The 23,679-nt window shown below is 61.2% G+C and carries 23 protein-coding genes; 15 read left to right on the top strand and 8 right to left on the bottom strand.

Going from position 1 to position 23,679, the window contains the following annotated elements; all coding sequences use genetic code 11:
• Positions 1 to 117: 117 nt before the first annotated feature.
• From puhE to Thiosp_RS03530, 8 genes are read right to left on the bottom strand one after another with little or no spacing between them, the layout of a single operon-like run.
• Positions 118 to 963 (bottom strand): putative photosynthetic complex assembly protein PuhE, encoded by an 846-nt coding sequence (puhE, locus tag Thiosp_RS03565; protein WP_201065953.1) that lies wholly within the window; start codon positions 961 to 963, stop codon positions 118 to 120.
• 18 nt (positions 964 to 981) lie between these two features.
• On the bottom strand, positions 982 to 1,491 hold the full coding sequence (gene puhC, locus Thiosp_RS03560; protein ID WP_201065955.1) for a photosynthetic complex assembly protein PuhC: 510 nt from the start codon (positions 1,489 to 1,491) through the stop codon (positions 982 to 984).
• Positions 1,492 to 1,518: 27 nt separating this feature from the next.
• The gene (gene puhB / locus Thiosp_RS03555) at positions 1,519 to 2,250 is read right to left on the bottom strand and encodes a photosynthetic complex putative assembly protein PuhB (protein ID WP_201065957.1); all 732 of its coding nucleotides are present in this window, start codon (positions 2,248 to 2,250) and stop codon (positions 1,519 to 1,521) included.
• Positions 2,247 to 3,023, bottom strand: coding sequence for a photosynthetic reaction center subunit H (puhA, locus tag Thiosp_RS03550; protein WP_201065959.1), 777 nt, complete (start codon positions 3,021 to 3,023; stop codon positions 2,247 to 2,249). Before puhA ends, puhB begins: the two co-directional genes overlap by 4 nt.
• A gap of 26 nt (positions 3,024 to 3,049) precedes the next feature.
• The gene (locus Thiosp_RS03545; RefSeq protein WP_201065961.1) at positions 3,050 to 4,483 is read right to left on the bottom strand and encodes a BCD family MFS transporter; all 1,434 of its coding nucleotides are present in this window, start codon (positions 4,481 to 4,483) and stop codon (positions 3,050 to 3,052) included.
• Positions 4,480 to 5,190, bottom strand: coding sequence for a magnesium protoporphyrin IX methyltransferase (bchM, locus tag Thiosp_RS03540; protein ID WP_201065962.1), 711 nt, complete (start codon positions 5,188 to 5,190; stop codon positions 4,480 to 4,482). Before bchM ends, Thiosp_RS03545 begins: the two co-directional genes overlap by 4 nt.
• Positions 5,191 to 6,108, bottom strand: coding sequence for a ferredoxin:protochlorophyllide reductase (ATP-dependent) iron-sulfur ATP-binding protein (bchL, locus tag Thiosp_RS03535; RefSeq protein ID WP_201066148.1), 918 nt, complete (start codon positions 6,106 to 6,108; stop codon positions 5,191 to 5,193).
• Between the two features lie 23 nt (positions 6,109 to 6,131).
• Positions 6,132 to 9,950 (bottom strand): magnesium chelatase subunit H, encoded by a 3,819-nt coding sequence (locus Thiosp_RS03530; protein ID WP_201065963.1) that lies wholly within the window; start codon positions 9,948 to 9,950, stop codon positions 6,132 to 6,134.
• A 911-nt stretch (positions 9,951 to 10,861) separates the two neighbouring features.
• Between Thiosp_RS03530 and pufB (Thiosp_RS03525) the strand changes: the two genes are divergently transcribed.
• The 15 genes from pufB (Thiosp_RS03525) to Thiosp_RS03455 all read left to right on the top strand — a co-directional run bounded on the left by pufB (Thiosp_RS03525) (position 10,862) and on the right by Thiosp_RS03455 (position 23,617).
• Positions 10,862 to 11,005, top strand: a complete 144-nt coding sequence (gene pufB, locus Thiosp_RS03525) for a light-harvesting antenna LH1, beta subunit (RefSeq protein ID WP_201065964.1) — start codon at positions 10,862 to 10,864, stop codon at positions 11,003 to 11,005.
• Positions 11,006 to 11,161: 156 nt separating this feature from the next.
• Positions 11,162 to 11,410, top strand: a complete 249-nt coding sequence (gene pufA / locus Thiosp_RS03520) for a light-harvesting antenna LH1, alpha subunit (RefSeq protein ID WP_201065965.1) — start codon at positions 11,162 to 11,164, stop codon at positions 11,408 to 11,410.
• 119 nt (positions 11,411 to 11,529) lie between these two features.
• On the top strand, positions 11,530 to 11,655 hold the full coding sequence (pufB, locus tag Thiosp_RS03515; RefSeq protein ID WP_200281042.1) for a light-harvesting antenna LH1, beta subunit: 126 nt from the start codon (positions 11,530 to 11,532) through the stop codon (positions 11,653 to 11,655).
• Between the two features lie 53 nt (positions 11,656 to 11,708).
• The gene (pufA, locus tag Thiosp_RS03510) at positions 11,709 to 11,879 is read left to right on the top strand and encodes a light-harvesting antenna LH1, alpha subunit (protein ID WP_201065968.1); all 171 of its coding nucleotides are present in this window, start codon (positions 11,709 to 11,711) and stop codon (positions 11,877 to 11,879) included.
• A 262-nt stretch (positions 11,880 to 12,141) separates the two neighbouring features.
• The gene (locus Thiosp_RS03505) at positions 12,142 to 12,645 is read left to right on the top strand and encodes an ATP-dependent zinc protease family protein (RefSeq protein WP_201065970.1); all 504 of its coding nucleotides are present in this window, start codon (positions 12,142 to 12,144) and stop codon (positions 12,643 to 12,645) included.
• 62 nt (positions 12,646 to 12,707) lie between these two features.
• Positions 12,708 to 13,496 (top strand): 1-(5-phosphoribosyl)-5-[(5-phosphoribosylamino)methylideneamino]imidazole-4-carboxamide isomerase, encoded by a 789-nt coding sequence (gene hisA / locus Thiosp_RS03500; protein ID WP_201065972.1) that lies wholly within the window; start codon positions 12,708 to 12,710, stop codon positions 13,494 to 13,496.
• A 16-nt stretch (positions 13,497 to 13,512) separates the two neighbouring features.
• On the top strand, positions 13,513 to 13,839 hold the full coding sequence (locus Thiosp_RS03495) for a phosphoribosyl-ATP diphosphatase (protein WP_201065974.1): 327 nt from the start codon (positions 13,513 to 13,515) through the stop codon (positions 13,837 to 13,839).
• A 156-nt stretch (positions 13,840 to 13,995) separates the two neighbouring features.
• Positions 13,996 to 14,268, top strand: coding sequence for a Sec-independent protein translocase subunit TatA (gene tatA, locus Thiosp_RS03490; RefSeq protein WP_201065976.1), 273 nt, complete (start codon positions 13,996 to 13,998; stop codon positions 14,266 to 14,268).
• A 17-nt stretch (positions 14,269 to 14,285) separates the two neighbouring features.
• Entirely contained in the window at positions 14,286 to 14,699 is a 414-nt protein-coding gene (gene tatB, locus Thiosp_RS03485) for a Sec-independent protein translocase protein TatB (RefSeq protein WP_201065978.1), read from the top strand.
• Entirely contained in the window at positions 14,696 to 15,886 is a 1,191-nt protein-coding gene (gene tatC / locus Thiosp_RS03480) for a twin-arginine translocase subunit TatC (RefSeq protein WP_201065980.1), read from the top strand. Before tatB ends, tatC begins: the two co-directional genes overlap by 4 nt.
• Before the next feature lie 724 nt (positions 15,887 to 16,610).
• Entirely contained in the window at positions 16,611 to 16,991 is a 381-nt protein-coding gene (locus Thiosp_RS03475) for a helix-turn-helix domain-containing protein (RefSeq protein WP_201065981.1), read from the top strand.
• 285 nt (positions 16,992 to 17,276) lie between these two features.
• The gene (locus Thiosp_RS03470) at positions 17,277 to 18,509 is read left to right on the top strand and encodes a lytic transglycosylase domain-containing protein (RefSeq protein ID WP_201065982.1); all 1,233 of its coding nucleotides are present in this window, start codon (positions 17,277 to 17,279) and stop codon (positions 18,507 to 18,509) included.
• 56 nt (positions 18,510 to 18,565) lie between these two features.
• The gene (dcd, locus tag Thiosp_RS03465; protein WP_201065983.1) at positions 18,566 to 19,135 is read left to right on the top strand and encodes a dCTP deaminase; all 570 of its coding nucleotides are present in this window, start codon (positions 18,566 to 18,568) and stop codon (positions 19,133 to 19,135) included.
• Between the two features lie 10 nt (positions 19,136 to 19,145).
• Positions 19,146 to 20,975: a glycosyltransferase family 39 protein gene (locus tag Thiosp_RS03460; protein ID WP_201065984.1), complete on the top strand. Its 1,830-nt coding sequence runs from the start codon at positions 19,146 to 19,148 to the stop codon at positions 20,973 to 20,975.
• Positions 20,972 to 23,617 (top strand): glycosyltransferase, encoded by a 2,646-nt coding sequence (locus Thiosp_RS03455; protein ID WP_201065985.1) that lies wholly within the window; start codon positions 20,972 to 20,974, stop codon positions 23,615 to 23,617. Before Thiosp_RS03460 ends, Thiosp_RS03455 begins: the two co-directional genes overlap by 4 nt.
• The last annotated feature ends 62 nt before the right edge of the window (positions 23,618 to 23,679 follow it).

Below are 23,679 nucleotides of genomic sequence, written 5' to 3'. Positions count from 1 at the left end.
CCCCCTTTCATGCACTTTGCCAAATTGCCAGACCAACGGCACAGGCGATAAACACGGTTAGGGGAAGCTACAGCCTCAAAACGAGAACGCGTCTAAATAAAGCCGTCTAAGTGACGGTTATCTCGACGAGACAGAAGAATCCGGACGCTTCTTCCCCGAGCTGCCATCCGGGGCTTCAGCGGAGACGTCCGCTGGAGCTTCCGTGGGGCTGGGCTCGAACGCCCAATCCCACAAGGCCGCATCGGCCACCGGCAGCACCAGAAACCAGTGCTCAAGAATCGCCAACGCCAGCAGACTGGCCGCGAGGACCGCCGCCTGGGCGGTGAAGCTGCCGGGAGGGAAGTCGAGCGCATGCTCGACCAGCAGCGCCATCACCACGGTTGCCACTGTCACCGACATTGGGAACAGCAGATTCATCGGGCGCTTGGCCAGATAGCTGGTGAGAAAGCGCAGATGCGACGGCAGCCAATCCTCGTTCAGATTGGGCACGCCGAAGAACAAATTGAGCTTAGCGCTCCAGCGCATCCACCAAAGCACCGCGAACGTCCATGCGGCGGTCTGATTGACATGCCCCCAGCACAGGGCGAACAGCAGCAGCCCAACGGCGACCACGGCCAACTCATGATAGAGGCTGGTTTGAATAGCCAGCCAGAAACGCCGCCGACCATGAACATTGCGCGGGCAATGCGCCTTGCTCGGCCCGGTGATGGCATTCATGAAGTAGGTCATCTCGAGCCAGCCCCAGATCAGCACCCCACTGGTGAAGCCCAGGTAGGCGCCGAGGATGTCCGCGCGGTCTGACGACCAGATGGCCCCCGCGACCGAAACCCCACCCAGCACGGTGCCGCCAAGCAGACTCCAGCGATAGGTTGATGGCGCGAGACGGTTCAGAAACAGGATGATGCCCGTACTGACCCACCACAGAAACAGCGCGTAGAGAATCGCGAGCGCGAGGCTCAGCATAGGGAGCACCGCTGTTGGCTAGTGGGCGGCGCGCGGCTGACCTGGCAACCCGTCCGCCGGAGACGCCGCTGCTGTCGGGGCGCCTTGTTGCTCGGCGCGAAGCAGATCTGCAAAAGCGGCGGCATTATCCACGCCATAGGCGCGCAGGTCGAGTTGGTCGCCGGTCATCGGGTCTTCGAGCAGGATGCGCCCGTCGGCGCGCTGCGAGACCACATAAGGCTGCCCCATGTCAGCCTCGTTGACCTTACGGTTATGCCCGAGCCCGCGCAACACACCGAAGATGAAGCCATCATCGTTCGCGTCGAGGGTGGCGATCCGACCGCCGTCGGCAATGACTTCAATGGTGTTTGGGTCAATCTCGTGAAAATAGAGCTTACGCTCCACTACTGCGGGAGCGAACTCGTTCTCATCCTTACCAATGCCGGTCAGGCGCACAAAAGCCGCCACGGCAATGGTGAAACTGATCAGAATGGCGGCGCCAATCAACACGGGACGCGGAAACTGCTGTCCCTCGAATGGGTCACTCAAGGGTAATACCTCGTTTTGCGGGGTGCGTCAGGATGACGGTGTCGTTGGCAAAGGCTCGCCAGCCGAGCTGGCGCCGGCATCGGAGGATTCAGTGGATTCCCGAATCGCCTCGCGTGATTGTGTGGTAGCAGAACCCGACGGCTGCGAACTCTGGTCCTGAGCCACCTCAGCGGACTCGGCCTCAGTCGCTGCCTTCAGCGCATGAGCAAGCAGCTCGGCGGTTTTCTCCACATCCGGCAGCGCGCGCAACATCGGCTGCGCCTTGGAAAACGTCCATGGCCTGACATTGGGCCAGACAATCAGATAATTGACTTTCTGCTCAGGGATCAGCGCCAGCGGAATATCGCCAGCCCCATCCGAATAGACCCGCAGCCCGGCGCTCTCGATGCTCTTAAATGGCAGATTAACCGCCATCGGCACCACCACGCCAGAGCGAATCACCACCCGCCGGCTGGTGATGCTATAGATGGTGGAGCGCGCATAAAGCCAGGCCAACAGAGAAAGAATCCCCACGGCGGCAAAGGCCAGGAAGGCCAGCCATAGAGCGGACTGCAGCGCCAGGCCCCAGCCTTCACCCTCGGTGAGGATGAAGCCTACCCGCAGCAAGACTAACAAACCAAAATAGAACAGCACCCCGCGGACATGAAAGGCCCGCTTGGCAAGGGGCACCCACTGCGGGGTGCCCTGCCAAAGGAGCTCCTCCCCCTCGGGGAGGAGCCCAGGCAAGCCGGGAATCGGCTCGACTTCGTACTCACTCACAGAAAGGGCTCCGCCCGATCAGGAGTCGCATAGAGCGTACCGCCACCATAGTAGGCCGTGACCTTGTCTTCCTCGGCCAGGGTGATCTGATCATAGCTGGCCAGGGTCGGCGCATCATTGAAGTGAGCACCATTGATGGAACGGACTTTCACTTCCTGCTGCTTGCCCTTGACCCTGCACATGTTGATCGGCAGCAGCACCTTCTTCTTGTTGTTGGTCTCAAGCTCCAGGTAGCGCACTTGCGGCTCGGCACGGTCAACCCAGATCTCGGTGACCTTGCCGCCAACGGCACCATCGGCACCGATTACGGTCATGCCGCGCGGATCAGGATCGCGTTCGACCACGTGGAAGTGCTTAGCCACGCGCAACGGCACGATGCGCGCCTCGCCAGCGTGGGTCAGATCCGGCTTGTTTGCACGCACAGCATAGGAACCCGGGCCAACACCGGCAGTCATCGGATTACCGACCGGCTGGAAGGCCGCCCCCGGGAAGTCCTCGACTGGCTCAAGCTTGTAATCGTACTGCGGACGATCCGGGCTGGGCTTGACCACTTCGCCACCGTTGTGGGGCAGAGTGAAGGTCTTGGGCGCCGGCAGCGGCGGGAAGCCTTCCATCATTTTGATCTTGCCGAACATGCGCTGGGATTCGACAGGATAGCCCTCGCGCTTGTCCTCTCGACGGATGAAGTAGACGACTCCGAAGAAGAAGAACCAGAACGCCCAGAGCGTGAGCTGGGCGACGTCCATATATTGTGTAATGTAACCAGATGGCATCGGAATTCCTCCGTGTGCGGTTTGACTTAAGGAAGCTCGGCCAGGCCAAGCTTTGAGGAAGATCGCGCTTGACCAGTGCTCGCGCGCTGCGCGAGTGGGCCGACGGCGATCAGGGTTGCGAAAAGCAGGACAATCTCGAGATGGTAGACGAATGCATAGCCGACACTCGGGCCAGTTAACGCGGGACCGAGCGCACCTTCGACCGCCAGCCGGGAGAAGAAATCGCGCAATGCTCCGCCGAGCGCGATCGCCAGCCCGAGCGCGGTCGCCTGCACCGCTCCCCAGGCCCCCAGTGCCAGTCCGCTTTGACCGTTGCGCGACATGCTCATGGCCGCGGTCAAAGTTCCGACGGCAAACAACCCGCCGCCGAATCCGATTAGCGCCGTACCGGCGCGAAAAATAAGTACCGAGCCGAGCGGCGCGGACAATATCACCGTCACGAACGCCATGATGCCAACCACCGCACCATAGCCGCTGAGCCGGTAAGGGTCATAGCCGCGCCCGAGAAGGCGGGCGGCAAGCCCAAAGGCGAATAAGGTTCCCGCCGCCAGAATGGCCGTCAGTACCGTGGTGGCACTGACCGAGAGATGCAGAATCTGACCGCCGTAGGGCTCAAGCAGAATATCCTGCATACCGAAGCCGGCGGTGCCGAGCCCGACCGCCACCAGCAGGCGACTCGCCCGCCCGCCGCGAATGAACTCCGCCCAGGCTGTCTTGAAGGATGGACGCGTTGCCCCTCGGTTGCGGCTCGGATCGCGTGCCTCCTGCTTCCACAGTGCAATCAGATTCAGCACCATGGTGGCAGCCGCAGCGCCTTGAATGACCTGAATCAGCTGTTTGCTACTGAAATCGGCCAGCAGGGCGCCAAAGATGAGCGCACTGCCGAACATACCAACCAGCAGGGTGACATACAGCAAGGCGACCACACGCGGGCGCGCTTCCTCGGGTGCGAGATCGGTGGCAAGTGCCAAACCAGCGGTCTGCGTGGTGTGCAGCCCAGCACCGACCAGCAGGAAGGCGATGGCGGCGCCCAGTTCCCCAGCATAGGGCGGTGCTTCCCCTGTGCCCATGCCCGAGAGCAACAGCAGAGCAAACGGCATGATCGCGAAGCCGCCAAACTGCAGCAGGGTACCGAACCAAATATAGGGCACCCGCCGCCAGCCAAGCGCGGAGCGGTGATGGTCGGAACGGAAGCCAATCAGCGCACGCAGCGGCGCGAACACCAGCGGCAACGAGACCATCAGCGCCACCAACCAGGTCGACACGCCCAACTCGACGACCATAACGCGGTTCAAGGTGCCATTAAGCAGCACCACGGCCATGCCCACCGAGACCTGAAACAGCGACAGCCGCAGCAAACGGCTGAGCGGCAACTCCCGTGTCGCCACATCGGCGAAGGGCAGATACTTGGGCGCGATCCGCAGCCAGCGTTGCGCGAGTTGGCGGTAGGCAAGCATCATGCGGGAATCAGCTCTAGCCCTTGAGACGTGTAGAAACCACGAATAATGCGCTCACTGCGCCCGATACGCCAGCCCTTCAGCGCATCATCCGCCGCGATCAGCGCATGCAGGCGTTTCTCGGGGATGGGCACAATGGCTGGAGAGCGATCCCCGCGCGGGAAGAACTGCCCGACTGCATGCATCAGCGCCAGTGCTGGCGTGCGCGGCGCAAAGGTAAAGATTACCCCGCGGCGCGCCTGAGCTGCAAAACCACGGATCAGAGCCAGTGCATCCTCGGGCTCGTAATGGATCAGGGAGTCCATCGCTACGATGTAATCAAACTCACCACGGCTGGCATCAAGCATGTCGCCGACCGAAAAATCGACCGAGCCGTTGCTTGCATCACCAAGATCCGGCGGAACCCTCTCACGTGCCAGGTCAACCAGGGTTGCGGACAAGTCCACCGCAACAACATCTGCTCCGCGACGGGCTGCGGCGATACTTAGCAGACCAGTTCCGCAACCGGCATCAAGCAGCCGGCAGCCGGAAAGATCCTGCGGCATCCAGTCGAGCAGCGTCTGGCGCATCAGCTCACGGCCCTGACGCACCGTCTCGCGAATGCGCCCGAGCGGGCCGTCCGAGGTCAGCCGTTTCCATGCTTCGGCGGCGGTGCGGTCGAAATAGGTCTCGATCTGGCCGCGGCGTTGCTGATAAGACGGATTGGTCACTTAATCGAATCCCAGAAAATCAAACAGATCACGATCCTTCATCGGGCTCACCGTCAGCGGGTCGAGCCCGTCCCAGAGCGCTTGTGCCAGCACCATGTATTGTTCCTTGGCCTGCTCCAGCTCGGGTGTGGAGTCGAGCTCGAACAGGGTGGACTTTTTCAGCCGGCTGCGGCGAATGATGTCGAGGTTGCGCAAATGCGCCAGGGTTTTTAGCCCGACGGCCTCATTAAAACGGTCGATTTCGTTGGTCTCGTCGCTGCGATTGGCGATCACCCCAGCGAGACGCACTTTGTAGTTCTTTGCCTTTGCAAGGATAGCTGACGCGATGCGATTCATCGCGAAAATTGAGTCGAAATCGTTAGCGGTGACGATCACCGCGCGGTCGGCATGCTGCAGCGGCGCAGCAAAACCACCGCAGACGACATCGCCGAGCACGTCAAAGACCACCACATCGGTGTCGTCGAACAAATGGTGCTGCTTAAGCAGTTTGACCGTCTGCCCGACCACATAGCCACCGCAACCGGTGCCGGCCGGCGGACCGCCCGCCTCCACGCACATGACGCCATTGTAGCCCTCGAACACGAAGTCATCGAGGCGCAGTTCTTCCGGGTGAAAATTAACCGTCTCGAGCACGTCGATCACGGTCGGCACCAGGGACTTGGTCAGAGTAAAGGTCGAGTCGTGCTTGGGATCGCAGCCGATCTGCACCACGCGCTTGCCAAGCTTGGAGAATGCAACCGACAGGTTGGAGCTGGTAGTGCTCTTGCCAATACCGCCCTTGCCATAGACGGCGAAGACTTTCGCCTTGCCGATCTTGATGTCAGGATCGAGCTGCACCTGCACGCTGCCCTGGCCATCGGGCGGTGGCTGCGATCCGGAGCTCTTGGGGTCCCCGCTGCCGAGACCGCTCCCAAACATTCCTGGAGGAAGGCGATCGAGGCTCACGCGGCTGCCACTCCCTCGGTGATGCCCTCGAGCCGATCCTCAAGCTCCTCGCCAGCGCGGCGCAGGGCTTCGAGCGTGGCGGGATCGGGTGTCCAGTAGTTGCGCTCATGCGCCTCGAGCAGCCGGTTGGCCACCTTGGCCGAGGCGGTTGGGTTGAGTGCCGCCAAACGCTCGCGCATTTCATCATCGAGCACGAAGGTTTCAGTCATGCGCTGATAGACCCAGGGCGCCACCTGCCCAGTCGTAGCCGACCAGCCCATGGTGTTGGTGACATGGACCTCGATCTGGCGCACGCCCTCGTAGCCGTGTTTGAGCATGCCCTCGTACCACTTGGGATTGAGCATACGGGTGCGGGTCTCGAGCGCGACCTGCTCAGCCAGGGTACGCACCTGACCATCGCCGCGGGTCTGATCGCCGATGTAGACCGGCACTTCCGAGCCCTTGGAGCGGCCAACCGCGCGGCTGATGCCACCCAAGGTATCGAAATAGTGATCGACCGTGGTGACGCCCAATTCGACCGAGTCGAGATTCTGGTAGGCCAGATCCACCTTGCCGAGCACATTCTTGAGCAATTCGGCCTGGCGCACCGGCGTACCGGAACGACCATAGGCAAAGCACTTGCGCTGGGTATAGGTCTCAGCCAGCTCGTCTTCCTCGTCCCAACGGCTGTTGTCGATGAGATGGTTGACGTTGGACCCGTAGGCGCCATCGGCGTTACTGAATACGCGCAGCGCGGCGGTCTCGATATCGCAGTCGTGCTCCTGCTGATAAGCAAGAGCATGCTTGCGCACGAAGTTCTGCTCGACCGGCTCATCCTCAGCGGTGGCAGCGAGGAAGCTCGCCTCGGCCAGCAGCTTAGTCTGCAACGGCAGCAGGTCGCGGAAAATGCCCGACAGGGTCATGACCACATCAATGCGCGGGCGACCGAGTTCTTCCAGCGGGGCCAGTTCAGCGCCGCAGACGCGGCCATAGCTGTCCAGCCGCGGTTTGGCGCCGATCAGGTGCAGCGCCTGGGCAATGGGACCGCCCTCGGTCTTGAGGTTGTCGGTGCCCCAGAGCACCAGCGCGATGGACTCAGGCAGCGGATGACCGTCCTGGGTGTAGCGATCGAGCAACTGCTGCGCGTGGCGCGAACCTTCCTTAAAGGCGAAGCTGCTCGGAATCCGGAAGGGATCGAAGCCATGCAGGTTGCGCCCGGTCGGCAGAATCTCCGGCGTGCGCAGCAGGTCGCCGCCCGGCGCTGGTAGCACGAAGCGCCCGGAGAGCGCGCGCAGAATTGCAGGAGTTTCGTGATCCTCGCTGAGCAGCTTGTTGTAGTTGGCAAGCTCGCGGTAACGGGCGACTTGCTCCTCGGTTGCCTCAATGCCGGCTTTTTTGAGCGCCTGCGCGGGGGTGGCGCCTTCGGTCAGCGCCTCGACCACATCGCGCTCGACCTCGCCATTAACGCTCGACTCGGCCACTGCCATCAGCAGGTCGAGACGTTCCTGGCCATTGGGCGGCTCGCCAACCACATGTAAGCCATAAGGAATAAGGGTGTATTCCAGTTCGAGAATCTCATCGTTCAGACGCTGCACATGACCCTCGGCCGCAGCCATGTCCCATTGCGGTTCGGCTTCGCACAGATCAAGCTCGGCAGCCTGGGCCTGGATGAGCTGGGCGAGATCGCAACGCTCGTCTTCGGGTGCATCGGGCGTCAAACCACGCCAGTGCTCAATAGAGCCTTTCAAGTCCACCAGGCCACGATAGAGACCGGCATTGGCGATGGGTGGCGTCAGGTAACTGACCAGGGTCGCGGCGGCCCGACGTTTGGCGATGGTGCCTTCCGACGGATTGTTGGAGGCATACAGATACAAATTGGGCAGATCGCCGATGAGCCGATCCGGCCAGCAGGCCGCGCTCAGGCCCGCCTGTTTGCCGGGCATGAACTCAAGCGCGCCATGGGTGCCGAAATGCAGCACCGCATGGGCAGCGAAATCTTCCTTCAGGTAGCGGTAGAAAGCCGAGAAGGCATGCGTGGGCGCGAAACCCTTGTCGAATAACAGCCGCATCGGGTCGCCTTCATAGCCAAAGCTCGGCTGAATGCCGACGAAGACATTGCCGAAATGCTCGCCCAGCACAAAAATCGAAGCGCCGTCGCTCTGCTGCTTACCGGGCGCCGGACCCCATTGGCTTTCGATCTCAGCGAGATAGCGCTCGCGGCGGACATGGTCGTCGCTCGCGATGCGGGCCGCCACATTGGCATGGGCGCCATGCACGGCGGCATTGCCGTAAATTACCCGCTCGCGCAGATCATCGGCATCCTTGGGCAGTTCGACGGTGTAGCCGTCGGCCTTGAGCGCCTGCATGGTGCGGAATAAGGACTCAAACACCGACAGGTAGGCAGCCGTGCCAGTATTACCGGCATTGGGGGGAAAGTTAAACAGCACCGCAGCAATCTTGCGATCCTTTGGCCGCGTGTGGCGGAGTTTGATCAGGCGCGCCACGCGGGCAGCCAGCGTCTCGGCGCGCTCTGGCTGCGGCTGCATGTCGCGTGCGCGATCCTGCGCCGCCTCGGCCGAGCGGCCACCGAAAACCATGGGGCCGGTCGAGCCGTCGAGCTCGGGGATGGCAACCATCATGGTGGCCTCCACCGGCATCAGACCGCGATCGGAGGCTTGCCATTGCTCGAGCGTCTGGAACTCAACCGGATGCGCGGCCAGGTAAGGCACATCCAGCTTGGCCAGCAGCTCCTGGGCAGCGGCGGAGTCGTTATAGGCCGGGCCACCGACAAGCGAGAAACCGGTCAGCGAGACCACGGCATCGACGGTTGGCTTGACCCCTTTGCCCGAGCGGGCGAAAAAGAATTTCTCAATCGCCGCGCGCGCATCCAGGCCGCTAGCGAAGGCCGGCATCACCCGCAGACCGCGTGCCTCGAGCGCCTTGATGACGCCGTCGTAGTGGCCGGTGTTGCCCGCCAGCACATAAGAGCGCATCACTAGCAGACCGACCTGGCCTTTGATCTCAGCACTCTTGGGTAACTTGGCCGGTAGTTTGGAGAGCTTGTCACTGATGCGCCCGCGCATGCGCGGATGGTAGAGGCCAACCTCCGGATACTCGGCGGGCGCCGATACCTTGAGCGCGCCGCGCAATGCTTCGCGCGGGCCGGCTGCATAGCGGTCGACGAGCTGGCGCACCATGTTGGCGACATTCTCGTCCGAACCGGCCAGCCAGTATTGGAGGGTAAGGAAGTAAATCCGCACATCCTGTGCGGTGCCAGGAACGAAGCGCAGAATTTTCGGGATACGCCGCAGCATGGCCATCTGCCGGGCGCCATCGCTCGAATTGCTGCTCGCCTTGCTGGAGGATTGGTCGTCGTCCTGCTCAACCTTGCGCTGGCTGCCCCGCAAGCGCTTGAGCAAGGCCATGGCCCCGCCCTGCTTGGCGCTCATGTCGAACTTGCCCATGCGGGTGAGTTTGGTCACCTCGCCGGAGGACATGCAACCGACCATGGCATCGCACTGGTCCCTGCGCGCCTCGAGCGCGGGCAGCACCGCCTTGATGTGATCGTCCATGAACAGCATGGTCGACAGGACGATATCGCCTTTGGCGATGTCTTGATGGCAGCGCTCGAGCGCCGCTGGATCATCGTCCCACTCGGCAGCGGCATGCAGCGTCAGCCGCAAACCAGGAATCTCGTCCTTTAACAAAGCCTGCGCCCGCTCGGCCGCACCGGCGAGATGGCTATCTAGCGTGACGATGACGACATTGATAGGGGTCTTAGCCGATGCCGACCGACCCGCTGCCTTTGAACCCGAAGCCGAAGTCTTAGTTGCCATTTCTATATGTTATCGATCTCGCTTGCTCGCCGCGCAACGGCAGATCTGACACAGCACCCTGCCCCGACGCTCAGTGAGTCGAGGCCGAAGCTTGACCTTGGCGAAGAGCGCCCCCTTAACAGAGTAGCCCCCTTCCAGCCCTTAGCAAACCACCCTTGGGCAGAGAGCCATGCCTACGAAAGGGCTGTCATCTTAAGCCCGCACCGCCCTGCGCACAAACGCCAGATCCGAAACCTATTATATTGTCTGCCTTGATGCAGGTCATCGCCGCAGCATGGACCAAACGCCACCCTCTTTCTGGACGCAATACTCCAGTCAAGAGTCCTCGCACTAATGTTACAAAATCTAGTCGGATACCGCCGGTATGTCAATATTTCTTTACGTTAAGCAAAGTTGACACCCCACCCGGCGCTCGCCTTTGATCAGCCCTTCCCCGGGGACCAGATCATCTAGGTGCCGCGATAACAAAACAAAAAGATGTCCGCCATCCGCACGCAGCAAGGCCTTCCAAACGGCTTGGCAACAGGCCTGGGCTGGCAAACCCGGAGTCGGCCGACCACCCCATCCTCACCTCTTTTATCTTTTCTTTCAAAGGCTTAAAACACGCAGGCAATCTGCATTAGGTTACCTCACCAAAAAAAAGCCGGTGCGCGAAAAAAAAACTGTACATCAGTGTTGACATTTATCTCTGTCAGGCTAAACTGACACCCATGGATCGAGCAGGGTTAAGGGATTAATCGCCCAGTTTCGCCACCAGGCATTTGCCAACAGGTCTCTTCCGACCGGCTTTCGCCTCCGGCACCGCTGGGCAAAGCGCTCATCACGACACCCGCCTTGCGGACATGTCGCGGTGAATTCAGCCGCAAGACGCGCGGCTAAAGTCTTCAACCCCTAACGGGAGAGTCTAAAAAATGGCAGAGTCCAAGAGCGTATCTGGCTTGACGCCTGATCAAGCAAAAGAATTCCATGAGCAGTTCAAGGTCACCTACACCGCATTTGTCGGTCTGGCCGCAGTTGCTCACATCCTGGTTATCGGCGGTCAGCCCTGGTTCTAATAACCCGAGTTTGCACGCAACTGATCCGCTCTTGATGGTGCCTTTATCTGATCGAGATCATTACTGATAAAGATCGCCCTGGTGTAAAGTCACCCAAAAGCCCATCAAAATAATTCGGATCGCGTCGAGACTGTTCGGTTTAAAAGGAGATCACACATGTTCCAAGACGTACTAAACTACAAGCCCGCTGAGCAAGACTATCGCATCTGGCTGGTCGTTAATCCTTCGACCTGGCTGATGCCGATGATGCTGTCACTGCTGGTGCTTGGTATCGCTGTTCACGCCGCTGTATTCAGCATTGCGCCAGCTGGCATGCTGTTCGTGAATGATGAAGCTCCGGTTGCTGCTGCTCCTGCGGCTGCTGCCCCAGCTCCTGCTGCAGAAGCTGCTCCAGCTGCACAATAAGCACTGGTTGATTCTGATCTAGCAGATTTTGATCTAGCTAACGCTGATCTAAACAGAGTTCCTCAACCGAACTACTACTTGTTCGGTATTCACTACAACCTCATTTAGGAGGCTTCAAAATGTCTGGTCTTACCCCTGATCAAGCAAAAGAGTTCCACGAGCAGTTCAAGGTCACCTACACCGCTTTCGTCGGTCTGGCAGCTGTTGCTCACATTCTGGTCATCGGCGGCAAGCCCTGGTTCTAAGCGAACCTGCTACCCGAAACCTACACCTAATTCCGATTTAGAGGACCTTTATCATGGCCGAAATCGCTAAGCCCCAAAACCCCCAAGACGACTGGAAAATCTGGATGGTCGTTAATCCTTCTACTTGGCTGATGCCGATGTTCTTCTCTCTGCTGGTCCTGGGCATCGCAGTTCACGCTGCAGTGTTCGCGATCGCTCCTGCTGGCATGCTGTTCGTCAACTAAGACGCGGCATTCAGTTGGCGCTAAGCCATCGGCTTCCAGTCGATGGCTTAGCGCTTGGCAGTCGGCAAGCGCGTCGACTGCAAAGGCCCCAAACGGGGCTTTTTTTTTGCCCGCACCTTATTTTGCCCCAACCATTTACCTGATCGGTATCCTGGCAGCAAGCGCGATCTGCATCGCAAGCGCAGGTCCATGCTCCGGCGACACCCGACCGGCAACAGCAAGCCAGCGGATATCATGGGGACTAAAATCGTACAATACCGCCATGCCTGACCTTCCCTCCAGCCTTCCATTAAGCCAGTCATCCAGCTCTCATCTGAAGGTGCTCGGCTGGCGCGAATGGGCCGGACTGCCCGAACTCGGGCTCCCGCTAATCAAAGCCAAGCTGGATACGGGCGCGCGCACCTCGGCCTTGCACGCCTTCGACCTGGATACTGAGACCGATGCCGACGGCCGCGTCTGGGCGCGCTTTGCCGTGCATCCGCTACAGGGGCGTCTGGATGTCGCCGTGAACTGCCGCGCCCCCGTGCTCGACCAGCGCCAGGTGTCGGATTCTGGCGGCCATCGCGAGCAGCGCTTTGTCATTGCCACCCGGCTGCAGCTTGGCCCAGACTCGTGGCCGATCGAGCTGACACTCACCAACCGCGATACCATGCGCTTTCGCATGCTGATCGGGCGGACAGCCTTGACCAAGCGCGCACTGGTGGATTCCGGTCGCTCCTATGCGCTCGGCCAGCCTGCCGACCCGATCGCGCGCTATCAGCGCTAACCGCGGCCATCGCCATTAACCCCATTACCACTCCAAGATCACATCCTGGGAGCCTCCGAGCCATGCTTCTGATCCCCGCCATCGACCTGAAAGACGGCTGTTGCGTGCGTCTGCGCCAGGGGCGCATGGAGGATGAGACCCGCTTTTCCGACAATCCGGTCGAGATGGCCGGCCGCTGGTTGAATGCTGGCGCGCGTCGATTGCATCTGGTCGACCTCAATGGCGCATTTGCCGGCACCCCGGTCAATGGCGAGGCGATCCGCGCCATTGCAACCCAGTATCCGCAGCTGCCGATTCAGGTTGGCGGCGGCATCCGCGACCTCGACACCATTGGCGCTTACCTTAACGCAGGCGTGCGCTACTGCATCATCGGCACCCAAGCCGTGATCGAGCCCGACTTCGTCGCTCGCGCGTGCAAAGCGTTCCCAGGTCATATTCTAGTCGGACTGGATGCCAAGGATGGACAAGTCGCCATCCGCGGCTGGGCCGAAACCACCGAGCATCGCGTCGAAGACCTGGCCAAGCGGTTTGCATCCGACGGCATCGGTGCGGTGATCTACACCGATATCGGCCGCGACGGCATGCTGACCGGCCCCAACATTGAGGCCACCCGCCGTCTGGCCGAGGCCATCGATGTGCCGGTGATCGCCTCCGGCGGCATCACATCGGTCGAGGATGTGCGCGCCCTGGCAGAAATCGCCGCCCAGCTCACCAAAGGCGGCATCAACGGCGCCATTACCGGGCGGGCTATCTATGAGGGCACTCTTGATTTCGCCGCCGGGCAGCGCCTCGCCGACAGCATCAACGCCAGCAGCGCCGCCAGCCTCGCCGCCAGCGCCGCGTCACGCTAAGGAGCGACAAGCCATCATGAGCGACAACATTCTTGAACGCTTGGCCGAGGTCCTTGAGGGGCGCAAGCAGGCCGCGCCGGAGTCCTCCTATGTCGCAAAGCTCTATGCCAAGGGCCTGGATGCAATTTTGAAAAAAATCGGCGAGGAAGCCACCGAGACCGTCATGGCCGCCAAGGATGGCGATCCCGATCACCTGGTCGCCGAGGTGGCGGACCTCTGGTTTCACACTCTGGTACTGCTGGCCGATCAGGGCCTGCACCCGAGCGCCGTGCTAGGCGAACTCGACCGGCGTTTCGGGCTCTCAGGTCTGGCCGAGAAGGCCGCACGCAAGCCGGGGGCCTGAGCGGGTTAGCAAAACTGGCTCTTCTGACTGCATCGGTCCGCGCGGTTGCGGTATGATTCGCGGCTGCTTCTATCGCTGCTTTTATCACACAGACACAAGCTCGCCTTTCCCTGGCATCCAATGCCTGGGACATGCACGGGCACATGGGAGGATTCTATGGGAATGGGTGGCATCAGTATCTGGCAACTGCTCATCATTTTAGTGATCGTGCTCTTGCTTTTCGGCACCAAGAAACTCAAAAACCTGGGCTCCGACCTTGGCGGCGCGGTGAAGGGCTTCCGTTCGGCCATGACTGACGGCGAGCGCTCGGATGACGAAGACGAGAAAGCCAAGGCGCAGCTGTCAGCCAAAGCCGATGGGGCCGAGACCGAAGGGGCTACCGCCACGCCGGAACCAGACAAGGCCAAGACCGCAAAATCTAACGGCTAACCCGAGATACCCGCAGCATGTTCGACATCGGCGCGCTTGAACTGGTAGTGATTGCCGTCGTGGCCCTGCTGGTCGTGGGGCCAGAGAGGCTGCCGCGCCTGGCGCGCACAGCCGGACGCTGGGTTGGGCGCGGGCGTCGCGCATTGCTGTCGGTAAAGGACGAAATCGATCGCGAAATCAAAGCAGAAGAGCTGCGCGAGATTCTGCGCCACCAAAACGAGCGCAAGCCTCTTGATGAAATTCTCGAGGAGCATTTCGACCCCAGGACCACGTCGAAATCGGCGCGGTTAGGGCAATCCGCGTCCAGACAGAGCGGCAATGCCGCTAAGCAAGACAGCCCCGTGACTGACCAAAACGGCCCTGCGCTCAGTCAAGACGGCGCCGCGCCTGGAGTAGACAAGGCCTCACCCGAGCGAGAACCGCGTGCATGAGTGCGAGTGCGCACCAACCGAAGCCGCCGATCGGCGCCGATGACGGCGGGAGTGAACAACCCTTTATCGACCATCTGATCGAGCTGCGTGATCGCCTGCTGCGCATGGTCGCGGCTATTGGGATCGTCTTTATCGGGCTGTTTCCGTTCGCGAACACCATCTACACCTGGGCCGCCAAGCCCATTCGCGCCCAACTGCCGGAAGGCGCGACCATGATCGCCACCCAAGTGGCATCTCCCTTCCTGACCCCCTTCAAGCTCTCGCTGGTGGTGGCGATGTTCATCGCCATGCCCTACATCCTCTATCAGCTGTGGGCCTTCATCGCCCCCGGACTCTACCGGCACGAGAAGCGCCTGGCCGTGCCGCTGCTCGCCTCCAGCATCGTGCTCTTTTATCTCGGCATGGTGTTTGCATACTTTGTCGTCTTTCCGCTGGTTTTCGGCTTCTTCACTTCGGTCACCCCAGAAGGCGTCCAGCAGATGCCGGATATCGCCTTCTACCTGGAATTTATCCTTAAACTGTTCTTCGCCTTCGGCGTCGCCTTCGAGATCCCCATCGCCACCATTTTGCTGGTCGCTGCCGGCATCACCACGCCTGCTGCGCTGGGGCAGAAACGCCCCTATGTCATCGTCGGTGTCTTTATCGCCGGCATGCTGCTCACGCCGCCGGATGTCGTCTCCCAAACCCTGCTCGCCATCCCGATGTGGCTGCTGTTTGAGGCGGGCATCCTGTTCTCCCGCTTCTTCCAGAAAGGCGCCGAGGCACGCGCGCAGGCAGCAGACGACACATCAGGCGAGGATGACCCGCCGCCACACTCAGGCGGCCCACCCCAGCTGCCACAGGCGCCCGCCACACCCGGAGCCGCTGGCGGCGAGTATGGCGCGGAGCTCGATGACGGCGATATCAATGACCCCGAGCGCTTCCGCCCGCTCACGGAGGATGAAATGGAGGCCGAGCTCGACGCTATTGAGGCCGAAGAGCTTGGCTTACTGAAGGACAGCCCCGCGCGTTCGAGCGCCTCAAGGGTTACGCCCGCCACCGCCGCTGCCTGGCTCGAGCAAGCCAACCAGCGCCGCACCGAAGGCAATACAGCCGCCGCGCGCCATCTGCTCTATCGCGTGCTGGAAGAGGGCAATGCCGACCAACGCAGCGTCGCGCGCAACATTCTGACCGATCTCGACAGCTGAGCTCGCACCCTCCTCACGCACTTGCCAAGTCGGCAAGTACCCCCGCCGGCACCCCAACCTAAGATTCCGGTCAACATCGGGCACGACACTGGGGTTTGCCAGCGCCCGGGTTGCCTTGCCCGGCACCTGTCCAAGCATCACCATCCCTCCGCCGGCAGCGCACACCGCGCCGGATTGCGGGTCTTTGTCACGATATTGGCTCGACCTCTCCAGATGCCGAGCCGTTGGCGTTAGTTGGCGCCAACGCGACTTTATCCTGAATCCGCAACCCTTTGAGCGCAAAGGCAAACTGAAAGCAGAACCAGAAAAGACACAGTATCGGCGCAGATTTTTTTGTCCGTGACTGCCAGGTTTTCCTGTCTTTTCGTGATCGTCTTTCAGCGCCTCACTCCGGTTGCTTCCAGGGCGATAAGCGATTTCCAAGCGCCTCAAGGCATCGCGCCTATCAGCGAACTCAGACCGCTCAGACGCATCCTCTTAAAAAGTAGCGACTTTGGTCGCTCCCTCTCCCCCACACTCCACCTAGAACAGCAAGCTGCGCTACCTGGCCGCGGGCACTCGGAGCGAAATGGAGCGGCAAATACGGGATTCAGATTGTTATCGATGAAAAGAATCCCTTGACCTTTGGGATTGGAAGTGTACGATATCAGACATGGACGTTTGTAGGGAATCTCCCTACAAACGTCCACTGAAAAGACATTTCACCCCAATACGAGAGAGAAAAATGGACGAAGAAAGCATCAACCTCACCAAAAAGATTGGCCAACGCCTGCGCGCCGCCCGTAATGCCCATGGTTACAGCCTGGCTGAGCTGGCCGCGCGCACCAATTCCCTGTCGAAGTCACGCATCAGCAACTACGAGCAGGGCATCCGCCGCATGGGTCTGGAAGAAGCTGCCGAGCTGTCCAACGCACTCGACGGCCTGACGCCAACCTATCTGATGTGCCTGGACGACAAGTCGCCGCTGAGCAAGACAGAATGGAAAATGATCGATGCCTTCCGCAACAGCGATGAACGCGGCAAGGACACCATCCTGCGCGTGTGCGAGGTACAGCGCGAATACTCGGTCCCGGCCATGCGCAGTCGCCTGGAGATGGCGGAGTAAGCCTGGAAAAGGCCGGCTAAGACCAGACTAAGATATGCCTGCCTAAAGACGCGGGAAACGCGCAACACGGGGGGCCTACCCCAACCCAGCCACCGGCGAGCCGCGGTTCGCCGGTGGCGCAGCGGTCACTAGTCCGCGAAATTTTCGGCGCATTTTGGGGTAAAATTGGCGTTTGCGGGCGTAGTGGCGGGGATGATGGTGGTGACGCTGGCCCGCGTGAGACCAAATCACCCAGCCACATGATCACCCCGTCCGGCTCCATTCCGACTCATTGAAGTGTTTGTCATGCGCCAATCTGCCTGGCAGCGGCAGCCGCTTTGCGCGGCCCTGCTTCTTGCGATCTTCCTGCCGATAGTGAGCCTGCTGCTGACCGGCTGCACCACATCTGCAATCAAACCCGATTACGCCAAGTCCGCCACAAGGGACTTCGAAATCCCGGCGCGTCTCGAGCCCAACGTCGACTTCTGGCGCAAGGTCTACTCCGAATGGAGCCGCGCACAGGTGGCCATCCATGATGACCGCTACATGGATGTGATCTACCAGGTCGCCACCCTGCCCGGCCCGATCAAACCATCCTATACAGGTCGCCAGCAGGATTTCGTCGACCACCTGAAAGCGTCGTGGCGCGGCCGATTGACTCAGCTCGCGCAAAAGGTTGCCAGCAATGCCACGCTCACCAGCGAGGAACGCGCGCTCGCAGCGCAGCTCCGCAAGGCAGGCGGCACTGCGGCCCTGATCGACCCCGCCGAGCGCGTGCGCAGCCAGCGCGGTCTGCGCGAGCGATTTCATCGCGGACTCGAGTTGAGTGGACGCTACGACAAGGAATTCAGGGAGATTTTTCGCCGCCATGGTGTGCCTGATGACCTGGCCTACTTGCCGCATGTGGAATCCTCCTTCCAGCTCAATGCCCGCTCGAGCGCTGGGGCGGCCGGCATGTGGCAGTTCATTCGCTCAACCGGCCGCCATTACATGACGGTCAATGGCGCGATGGATGAGCGACTCGACCCCTTCATCGCCGCGGACGCCGCCGCGCGTTACCTGGCCGAGGCCCATCGTCAGCTCGGCAGCTGGCCGCTCGCGATTACCTCTTATAACCATGGCGTCGGCGGGATGAACAACGCCAAGCGGATGCATGGCAACGACATCGGCAACATCGTCCAGAACTACCAAGGGCGCTATTTCGGCTTTGCCTCGCGCAATTTCTACGCGGAATTTCTCGCCGCGCGCTATGTCGCAAGAAACGCGAACGCTTACTTCCCTGGCGGTATCAGCTACGAAGCACCCGTCGCCCACAAGCCGCTGCGTCTTACCCGCAGCCAGACCTTGAGTGCGTTTGCCAGGGAGCATGAGATCCCGGTGCACGAACTGATTCGCGCCAATCCCGCCTGGCGCAACCCTATCCGCGACGGCTTCGCTCCCATTCCGGCGGGCAGCATCGTCTGGCTGCCAGAGAGCCCAAAGGCCGCGCCGCGCAAGCGCGAGCCCCGGGTGGACGCACCGCTGTTTGGAGCGAGCTAGGGCCATGACTTGCACCTTGAGCTCGGGGCGACCAACCCTTTACGGAGGCCCATTAGTTGAGCATTAAATCCGACCGCTGGATTCGCCGCATGGCGAGCGAGAACGCCATGATTGAGCCATTCGAGCCGGGCCAAGTGCGCACCGCGCCTGATGGCGGACATGTCATCTCTTATGGCACCTCGAGCTACGGCTACGATATCCGCTGCGCGGACGAGTTCAAGATTTTCACCAACATCAACTCGGCGATTGTCGACCCGAAAGACTTCGACGCCTCGAGCTTTGTCGATCTGCGCGCCGATGTTTGCATGATTCCGCCCAACTCCTTCGCGCTGGCGCGCACCGTGGAGTATTTCCGCATCCCGCGCAATGTGCTGACGCTGTGTCTGGGCAAGAGCACCTATGCGCGTTGCGGCATCATCGTCAATGTCACTCCACTGGAGCCGGAGTGGGAAGGCCATGTCACGCTCGAGTTCTCCAACACCACCCCGCTGCCCGCCAAAATCTACGCCAACGAAGGTGTCGCCCAGATTCTGTTTTTTGAATCCGACGAAGTCTGCGAGAGCTCTTACCGTGACCGCAAAGGCAAATATCAGGGGCAGCGCGGCGTAACCTTGCCCAAACCCTGAGCCCTGCTTGATGCAAAACGCGCTGCGGCAGATCATTCCGCAAGAGCTCGCGCCCGCGCGGCCTCCCTTGTGGCTGGCCGCACTGCCCGCGGTGCTGCTGACCAGTCTGATTGCGGCGCTCAGCCTGTGGCGTCTGCTCGGACTGGATCATTTATTGGTCTGGCACGACGAGGTCTTCACCCTCATCCGGGTGCTGGGCCACACCGCGAGCGAAGTCAACCAGAGCCTGTTCAGCGCGCGCCTGCTCTCGCCCGCCGAGGTGTTGGCCTTCCAGCAGGGACCGCCCGGCTCCTGGGGCGCTGCGCTGACCGCCCTGATGCGCCACCCTGAGCATCCGCCACTCTACTACCTGCTGGTGCGAGCGGTGCTCGCGCTGCCGCTTGAGCCGGTCATTGCCATGCGCGGGCTCGCGGCCCTGTTTGGCGCCTTGCTGCCGCTCGCCGCCTTCTGGCTGATGCGCGAGCTCTTCGCGCGGGAATCCAACCAGACCGAGGCGCGCGGACTGTGGAAGCAACCGGCCGACTGGAGCCTGTCCTGGCTGGGGCCCTGGCCGGTGCCCACGCTGGCAGCGCTGCTGGTGGCGGTCTCTCCGCTGCATCTGCTCTACGCTCAGGAAGGGCGCCAATACGCACTCTGGACCCTCCTGGTCATCGCCGCGAGCGCCTGCTTCGTGCGTGCCCTGCGCGCCGGCGACAAAGCCACATGGGCCGGTTACGCGGTGCTGATGGCACTCGCGCTCTATACCCATTTGCTATCGGTGCTGCTGATTCCGATGCATGGTTTGTTCGGGCTGCTCGCGAGCGCCCATCGCCCTGGCTGGCGACAGGGGCTACGCGCACTGGCCACGCGTTTTGCTCTCGCCATCGTTGCGGCCGTGCTGCTGTTTACTCCCTGGCTCGTCGTGATGGCCGTGTCTGCTGATCACGTCGACGATTTTACCTCCTGGATGGAGCGTCCCATTCCGCTCACGGACATTTTGCTGGCATGGCGCGCTCATCTGACACGAGTGTTTGTCGACCTCCAGCCAGCAGGCGGGCGTAGAGAAGTTCTTGCCTTGAGCGCCCTGCTGCTGCTTCCCATCATATGGGCATGGGGGTATTACCTGCGCGCAGCGCCGCGCCCGGCCGTCTGGATGCTCCCGCTCTTGGCACTCACCTTCATCGGAGTGGTGCTTGGTCCGGATCTGCTCCTTGGCGGCAGCCGCTCTCAGCACCCGCGCTACGCATTGCCCGGCCTGGTTGCCTTGCAGCTGATGCTGGCATGGAGCCTGGGGCAGGCACTCGCGGGCGCCGCGATCCTGTGGCGGCGAGCCGCCGCTGCGCTGCTCGCCGCGCTGGTGTTAGCGGGGCTCTGGTCCTTTTCCGTCATTTACGCGGCGGACAGCTGGTGGAACAAGAATTTCAGCGCGGGTAATCGCGATGTCGCACGCTTGATCAATGCCGCGCCAGCCCCGCTGCTGGTGGTCAGTCCGAGCGGTGTTGGCACCGGTGAGCTGATTTCCCTTGCCTATCACCTCGCACCCAATGTCCGAATCTGGGGCGAGCCCGGCAGCGCGCAGCCACTGACAGTCCCTGATGGTTTTGACAGCATTTTTGCGCTCACACCCTCGGCCCGGCTCAGTGCCGCCCTCGCTTCAGAACCTGACACAGATCCCGGCTCAGAACCCGACTCAGAATCGGGATCAGAACCGGACTCAGATAAAGGCTCCGCAGCGCGGCACCGCACCCTGCGGCCACTCCCAGGTCATTGGCAATGGCTGCAAGCTGTGCCCGCCGAAACCAGCCCCGCGGGCGACCATGGCGACTTGGCAACCGAGCCCAGGCTCCCGGATTCCCGATGAGACGTTTCGCCACTGTAATGATTCCACTGCTGATGGCAGTGCTGACCATCAGTCTCTGGGCACTGCTGAACCGCCCGTCCGCGGAGCCGCCCTGGCCGACGCGCATTCAGGGATTCTCCTTCTCACCGATTCAGAGTGACCAGGATCCGACGCGGAAGATATTCCCCACGGTCGAGGAAATCGACAGCGACCTCGCCCTGCTGGAAAGCCGCGCCCATGCGATACGCACCTACAGCCTCGAAGAAACCTTCCAGGAAATCCCGCGGCTCGCGCGCGCGCGCAATTTGAATGTCACTCTGGGTGCCTGGATCGGCCCGGACCCGGACGCCAACGCGGCCGAGCTCAAGCGCCTGATCAGCCTGCTGCGTGAGGGTCACAGCAATATCGTGCGGGTAATGGTCGGCAACGAGAGCCTCCTGCGCGAAGATGTTTCCGTCGATGAGCTGATTGCTGACATCGAGCGCGTGCGCAAGATTACCCACCTCCCAGTCAGCACCGCGGAGCCCTGGCACATCTGGCTTAAATATCCGCAATTGGTCGAGCACGTGGATTTCATCGCCATCCACCTGCTCCCATATTGGGAGGGACTGCCGATCGATATGGCAGTCAGTTACGCCTTCAATCGCTACGAGGAAATCCAGGCCGCTTATCCGGACAAACAGATCATCATCGGCGAGGTCGGCTGGCCCAGCAACGGGCGGCGCAATCGCGGCGCCGAGGCCTCGCAGGCCAATCAGACACGCTTCCTGCGCCGTTTTCTGGCCAAGGCAGAGAAAGCCGGCTACGTCTATTATGTGATGGAAGCCTTCGACCAGCCGTGGAAAACGCAAATCGAAGGCGCCATTGGCACCTACTGGGGCGTTTACAACGCCGAACGCGAGCCCAAGTTCGAATTCACCCAGCCGGTGGTGCGCGTACCCCAGTGGCAAGAACTGGCGGCACTCTCTGTCGGCATGTCTGTGCTGCTTTTGTTACTGCTGTATCGCGACAGCGCGACCATGTCCTCTTCCGGCAAAGGATTTATCGCGCTGGTAACCTATGCGATCTCGACCGCGGCGGTGTGGATTATTTACGACTACACCCGTCAATACATGACACCGGCCACCACGGCAGTTGGCGTGCTGCTGCTCATTGGCGGCATCGGCGTGGTCATCCTGCTGGTTGCTGAAACGCACGAATGGGCCGAGGCATTCTGGCTCAAGCAGTGGCGGCGGAGCTTTCCGGTGCGCGGCAATCAGGCCGGAGACCCACCCTTTGTCTCCATTCATGTGCCGGCTTACAACGAACCGTCCGAACTGCTGATCGAAACCCTGGACGCCCTGGCGGAGCTTGATTATCCAGCGTTCGAGGTGCTGGTCATCGACAACAACACCAAGGACCCCGATGTCTGGCAGCCAGTGCGCGCGCATTGCCAGCGTCTGGGCGGGCGCTTCCGCTTTTTCCATGTCGACCCCTTGGCCGGATTTAAGGCAGGCGCGCTCAATTTCGCGTTGCGCGAAACCGACCCGAAAGCCGAAGTCATCGCCGTGATCGATGCCGACTATGTGGTCACACCCGACTGGCTGCGCGACCTGATCCCGGCCTTCGCCGATCAGGAAGTGAGCATCGTGCAGGCACCGCAGGACTATCGCGACGGCGGGCAAAACGCCTTTAAAGCCATGTGCCTGGCTGAATACCGAGGCTTTTTCCATATCGGCATGGTCACCCGCAACGAGCGCAATGCCATCATCCAGCATGGCACCATGACCATGATTCGCCGCACGACGCTGCAAGCCGCCGAAGGCTGGGCCGAGTGGTGCATCACCGAGGACGCCGAGCTTGGCCTGCGGCTGTTCGAGCGCGGGCACAAGGCGCTGTATATTCCCTGCACCTATGGACGCGGGCTGATTCCTGACAGCTTTGCCGACTTCCGCAAGCAGCGCTTTCGCTGGGCCTATGGCGCGGTGCGCATTCTCGGCCATCATTGGCGCGAGCTGTTTGGCCTGCGCCGCACCGAACTTTCCGCCGGGCAGCGCTATCACTTCGTCGCTGGCTGGCTGCCCTGGTTCGCAGACAGCTTCAACCTGCTATTTAATTTCGCCGCTCTTGGCTGGACGCTGGCGATGACCTTTTACCCCAATCAGGTCACCCCGCCCTACATCACGGTGGCCTTGATTCCGCTGGTTCTGTTTGCCTTTAAAATTCTCAAAAGCCTGTTTCTTTACCGTCGCCGGGTCACCGCCACTTGGCGCCAGAGCATCGCCGCAGGCCTGGCGGGACTCGCGCTCTCGCACACCATCGCCCGCGCCATTGTCGCTGGGCTGATCTCGGGCAAGATGCCTTTCCAGCGCACACCCAAGCTGGCCAGCTCGCCGGCACTGATCAGGGCATTGCTTGATGCGCGCGAAGAAGCCCTGTTCGCGCTCGCCCTATGCCTTGGGGCCTTCTGCATCATGCAGCGCGAGGATGCTTACATGCTGGATGTGAAGGTCTGGACCAGCGTGCTCTTGGTGCAGGCCATTCCTTACCTGGCAGCGGTTGCGGTTTCGCTCATCAGCGCCTCACACCGACTTCCCGCCGGGTTGGTCGGCACCATGGAGAAAATCGACGACCCGCTAATCAATGCAAGTACCGACAAAGCTGCCGCAACGCCGCCGCACTGATCAGACGGATAGGCACAGAGTCGCTATCGTGGCCAGGCGCGTGACCAGGCGAGCCCCCAGCC

Source organism: Thiorhodovibrio litoralis, assembly GCF_033954455.1.
Taxonomy (GTDB): Bacteria; Pseudomonadota; Gammaproteobacteria; order Chromatiales; family Chromatiaceae; genus Thiorhodovibrio; species Thiorhodovibrio litoralis.
Note: the sequence above shows the minus strand (reverse complement) of the source record. Positions and strands in the feature narration are given on the sequence as shown.

Coding starts and splice junctions, on each gene's coding strand:
- puhE (WP_201065953.1), bottom strand. CDS start 963: ATGCTGAGCCTCGCGCTCGCGATTCTCTACGCGCTGTTTCTGTGGTGG.
- puhA (WP_201065959.1), bottom strand. CDS start 3,023: ATGCCATCTGGTTACATTACACAATATATGGACGTCGCCCAGCTCACG.
- Thiosp_RS03545 (WP_201065961.1), bottom strand. CDS start 4,483: ATGATGCTTGCCTACCGCCAACTCGCGCAACGCTGGCTGCGGATCGCG.
- bchL (WP_201066148.1), bottom strand. CDS start 6,108: ATGTTTGGGAGCGGTCTCGGCAGCGGGGACCCCAAGAGCTCCGGATCG.
- Thiosp_RS03530 (WP_201065963.1), bottom strand. CDS start 9,950: ATGGCAACTAAGACTTCGGCTTCGGGTTCAAAGGCAGCGGGTCGGTCG.
- pufB (WP_201065964.1), top strand. CDS start 10,862: ATGGCAGAGTCCAAGAGCGTATCTGGCTTGACGCCTGATCAAGCAAAA.
- pufA (WP_201065965.1), top strand. CDS start 11,162: ATGTTCCAAGACGTACTAAACTACAAGCCCGCTGAGCAAGACTATCGC.
- pufB (WP_200281042.1), top strand. CDS start 11,530: ATGTCTGGTCTTACCCCTGATCAAGCAAAAGAGTTCCACGAGCAGTTC.
- pufA (WP_201065968.1), top strand. CDS start 11,709: ATGGCCGAAATCGCTAAGCCCCAAAACCCCCAAGACGACTGGAAAATC.
- Thiosp_RS03505 (WP_201065970.1), top strand. CDS start 12,142: ATGCCTGACCTTCCCTCCAGCCTTCCATTAAGCCAGTCATCCAGCTCT.
- hisA (WP_201065972.1), top strand. CDS start 12,708: ATGCTTCTGATCCCCGCCATCGACCTGAAAGACGGCTGTTGCGTGCGT.
- Thiosp_RS03495 (WP_201065974.1), top strand. CDS start 13,513: ATGAGCGACAACATTCTTGAACGCTTGGCCGAGGTCCTTGAGGGGCGC.
- tatA (WP_201065976.1), top strand. CDS start 13,996: ATGGGAATGGGTGGCATCAGTATCTGGCAACTGCTCATCATTTTAGTG.
- tatB (WP_201065978.1), top strand. CDS start 14,286: ATGTTCGACATCGGCGCGCTTGAACTGGTAGTGATTGCCGTCGTGGCC.
- tatC (WP_201065980.1), top strand. CDS start 14,696: ATGAGTGCGAGTGCGCACCAACCGAAGCCGCCGATCGGCGCCGATGAC.
- Thiosp_RS03475 (WP_201065981.1), top strand. CDS start 16,611: ATGGACGAAGAAAGCATCAACCTCACCAAAAAGATTGGCCAACGCCTG.
- Thiosp_RS03470 (WP_201065982.1), top strand. CDS start 17,277: ATGCGCCAATCTGCCTGGCAGCGGCAGCCGCTTTGCGCGGCCCTGCTT.
- Thiosp_RS03460 (WP_201065984.1), top strand. CDS start 19,146: ATGCAAAACGCGCTGCGGCAGATCATTCCGCAAGAGCTCGCGCCCGCG.
- Thiosp_RS03455 (WP_201065985.1), top strand. CDS start 20,972: ATGAGACGTTTCGCCACTGTAATGATTCCACTGCTGATGGCAGTGCTG.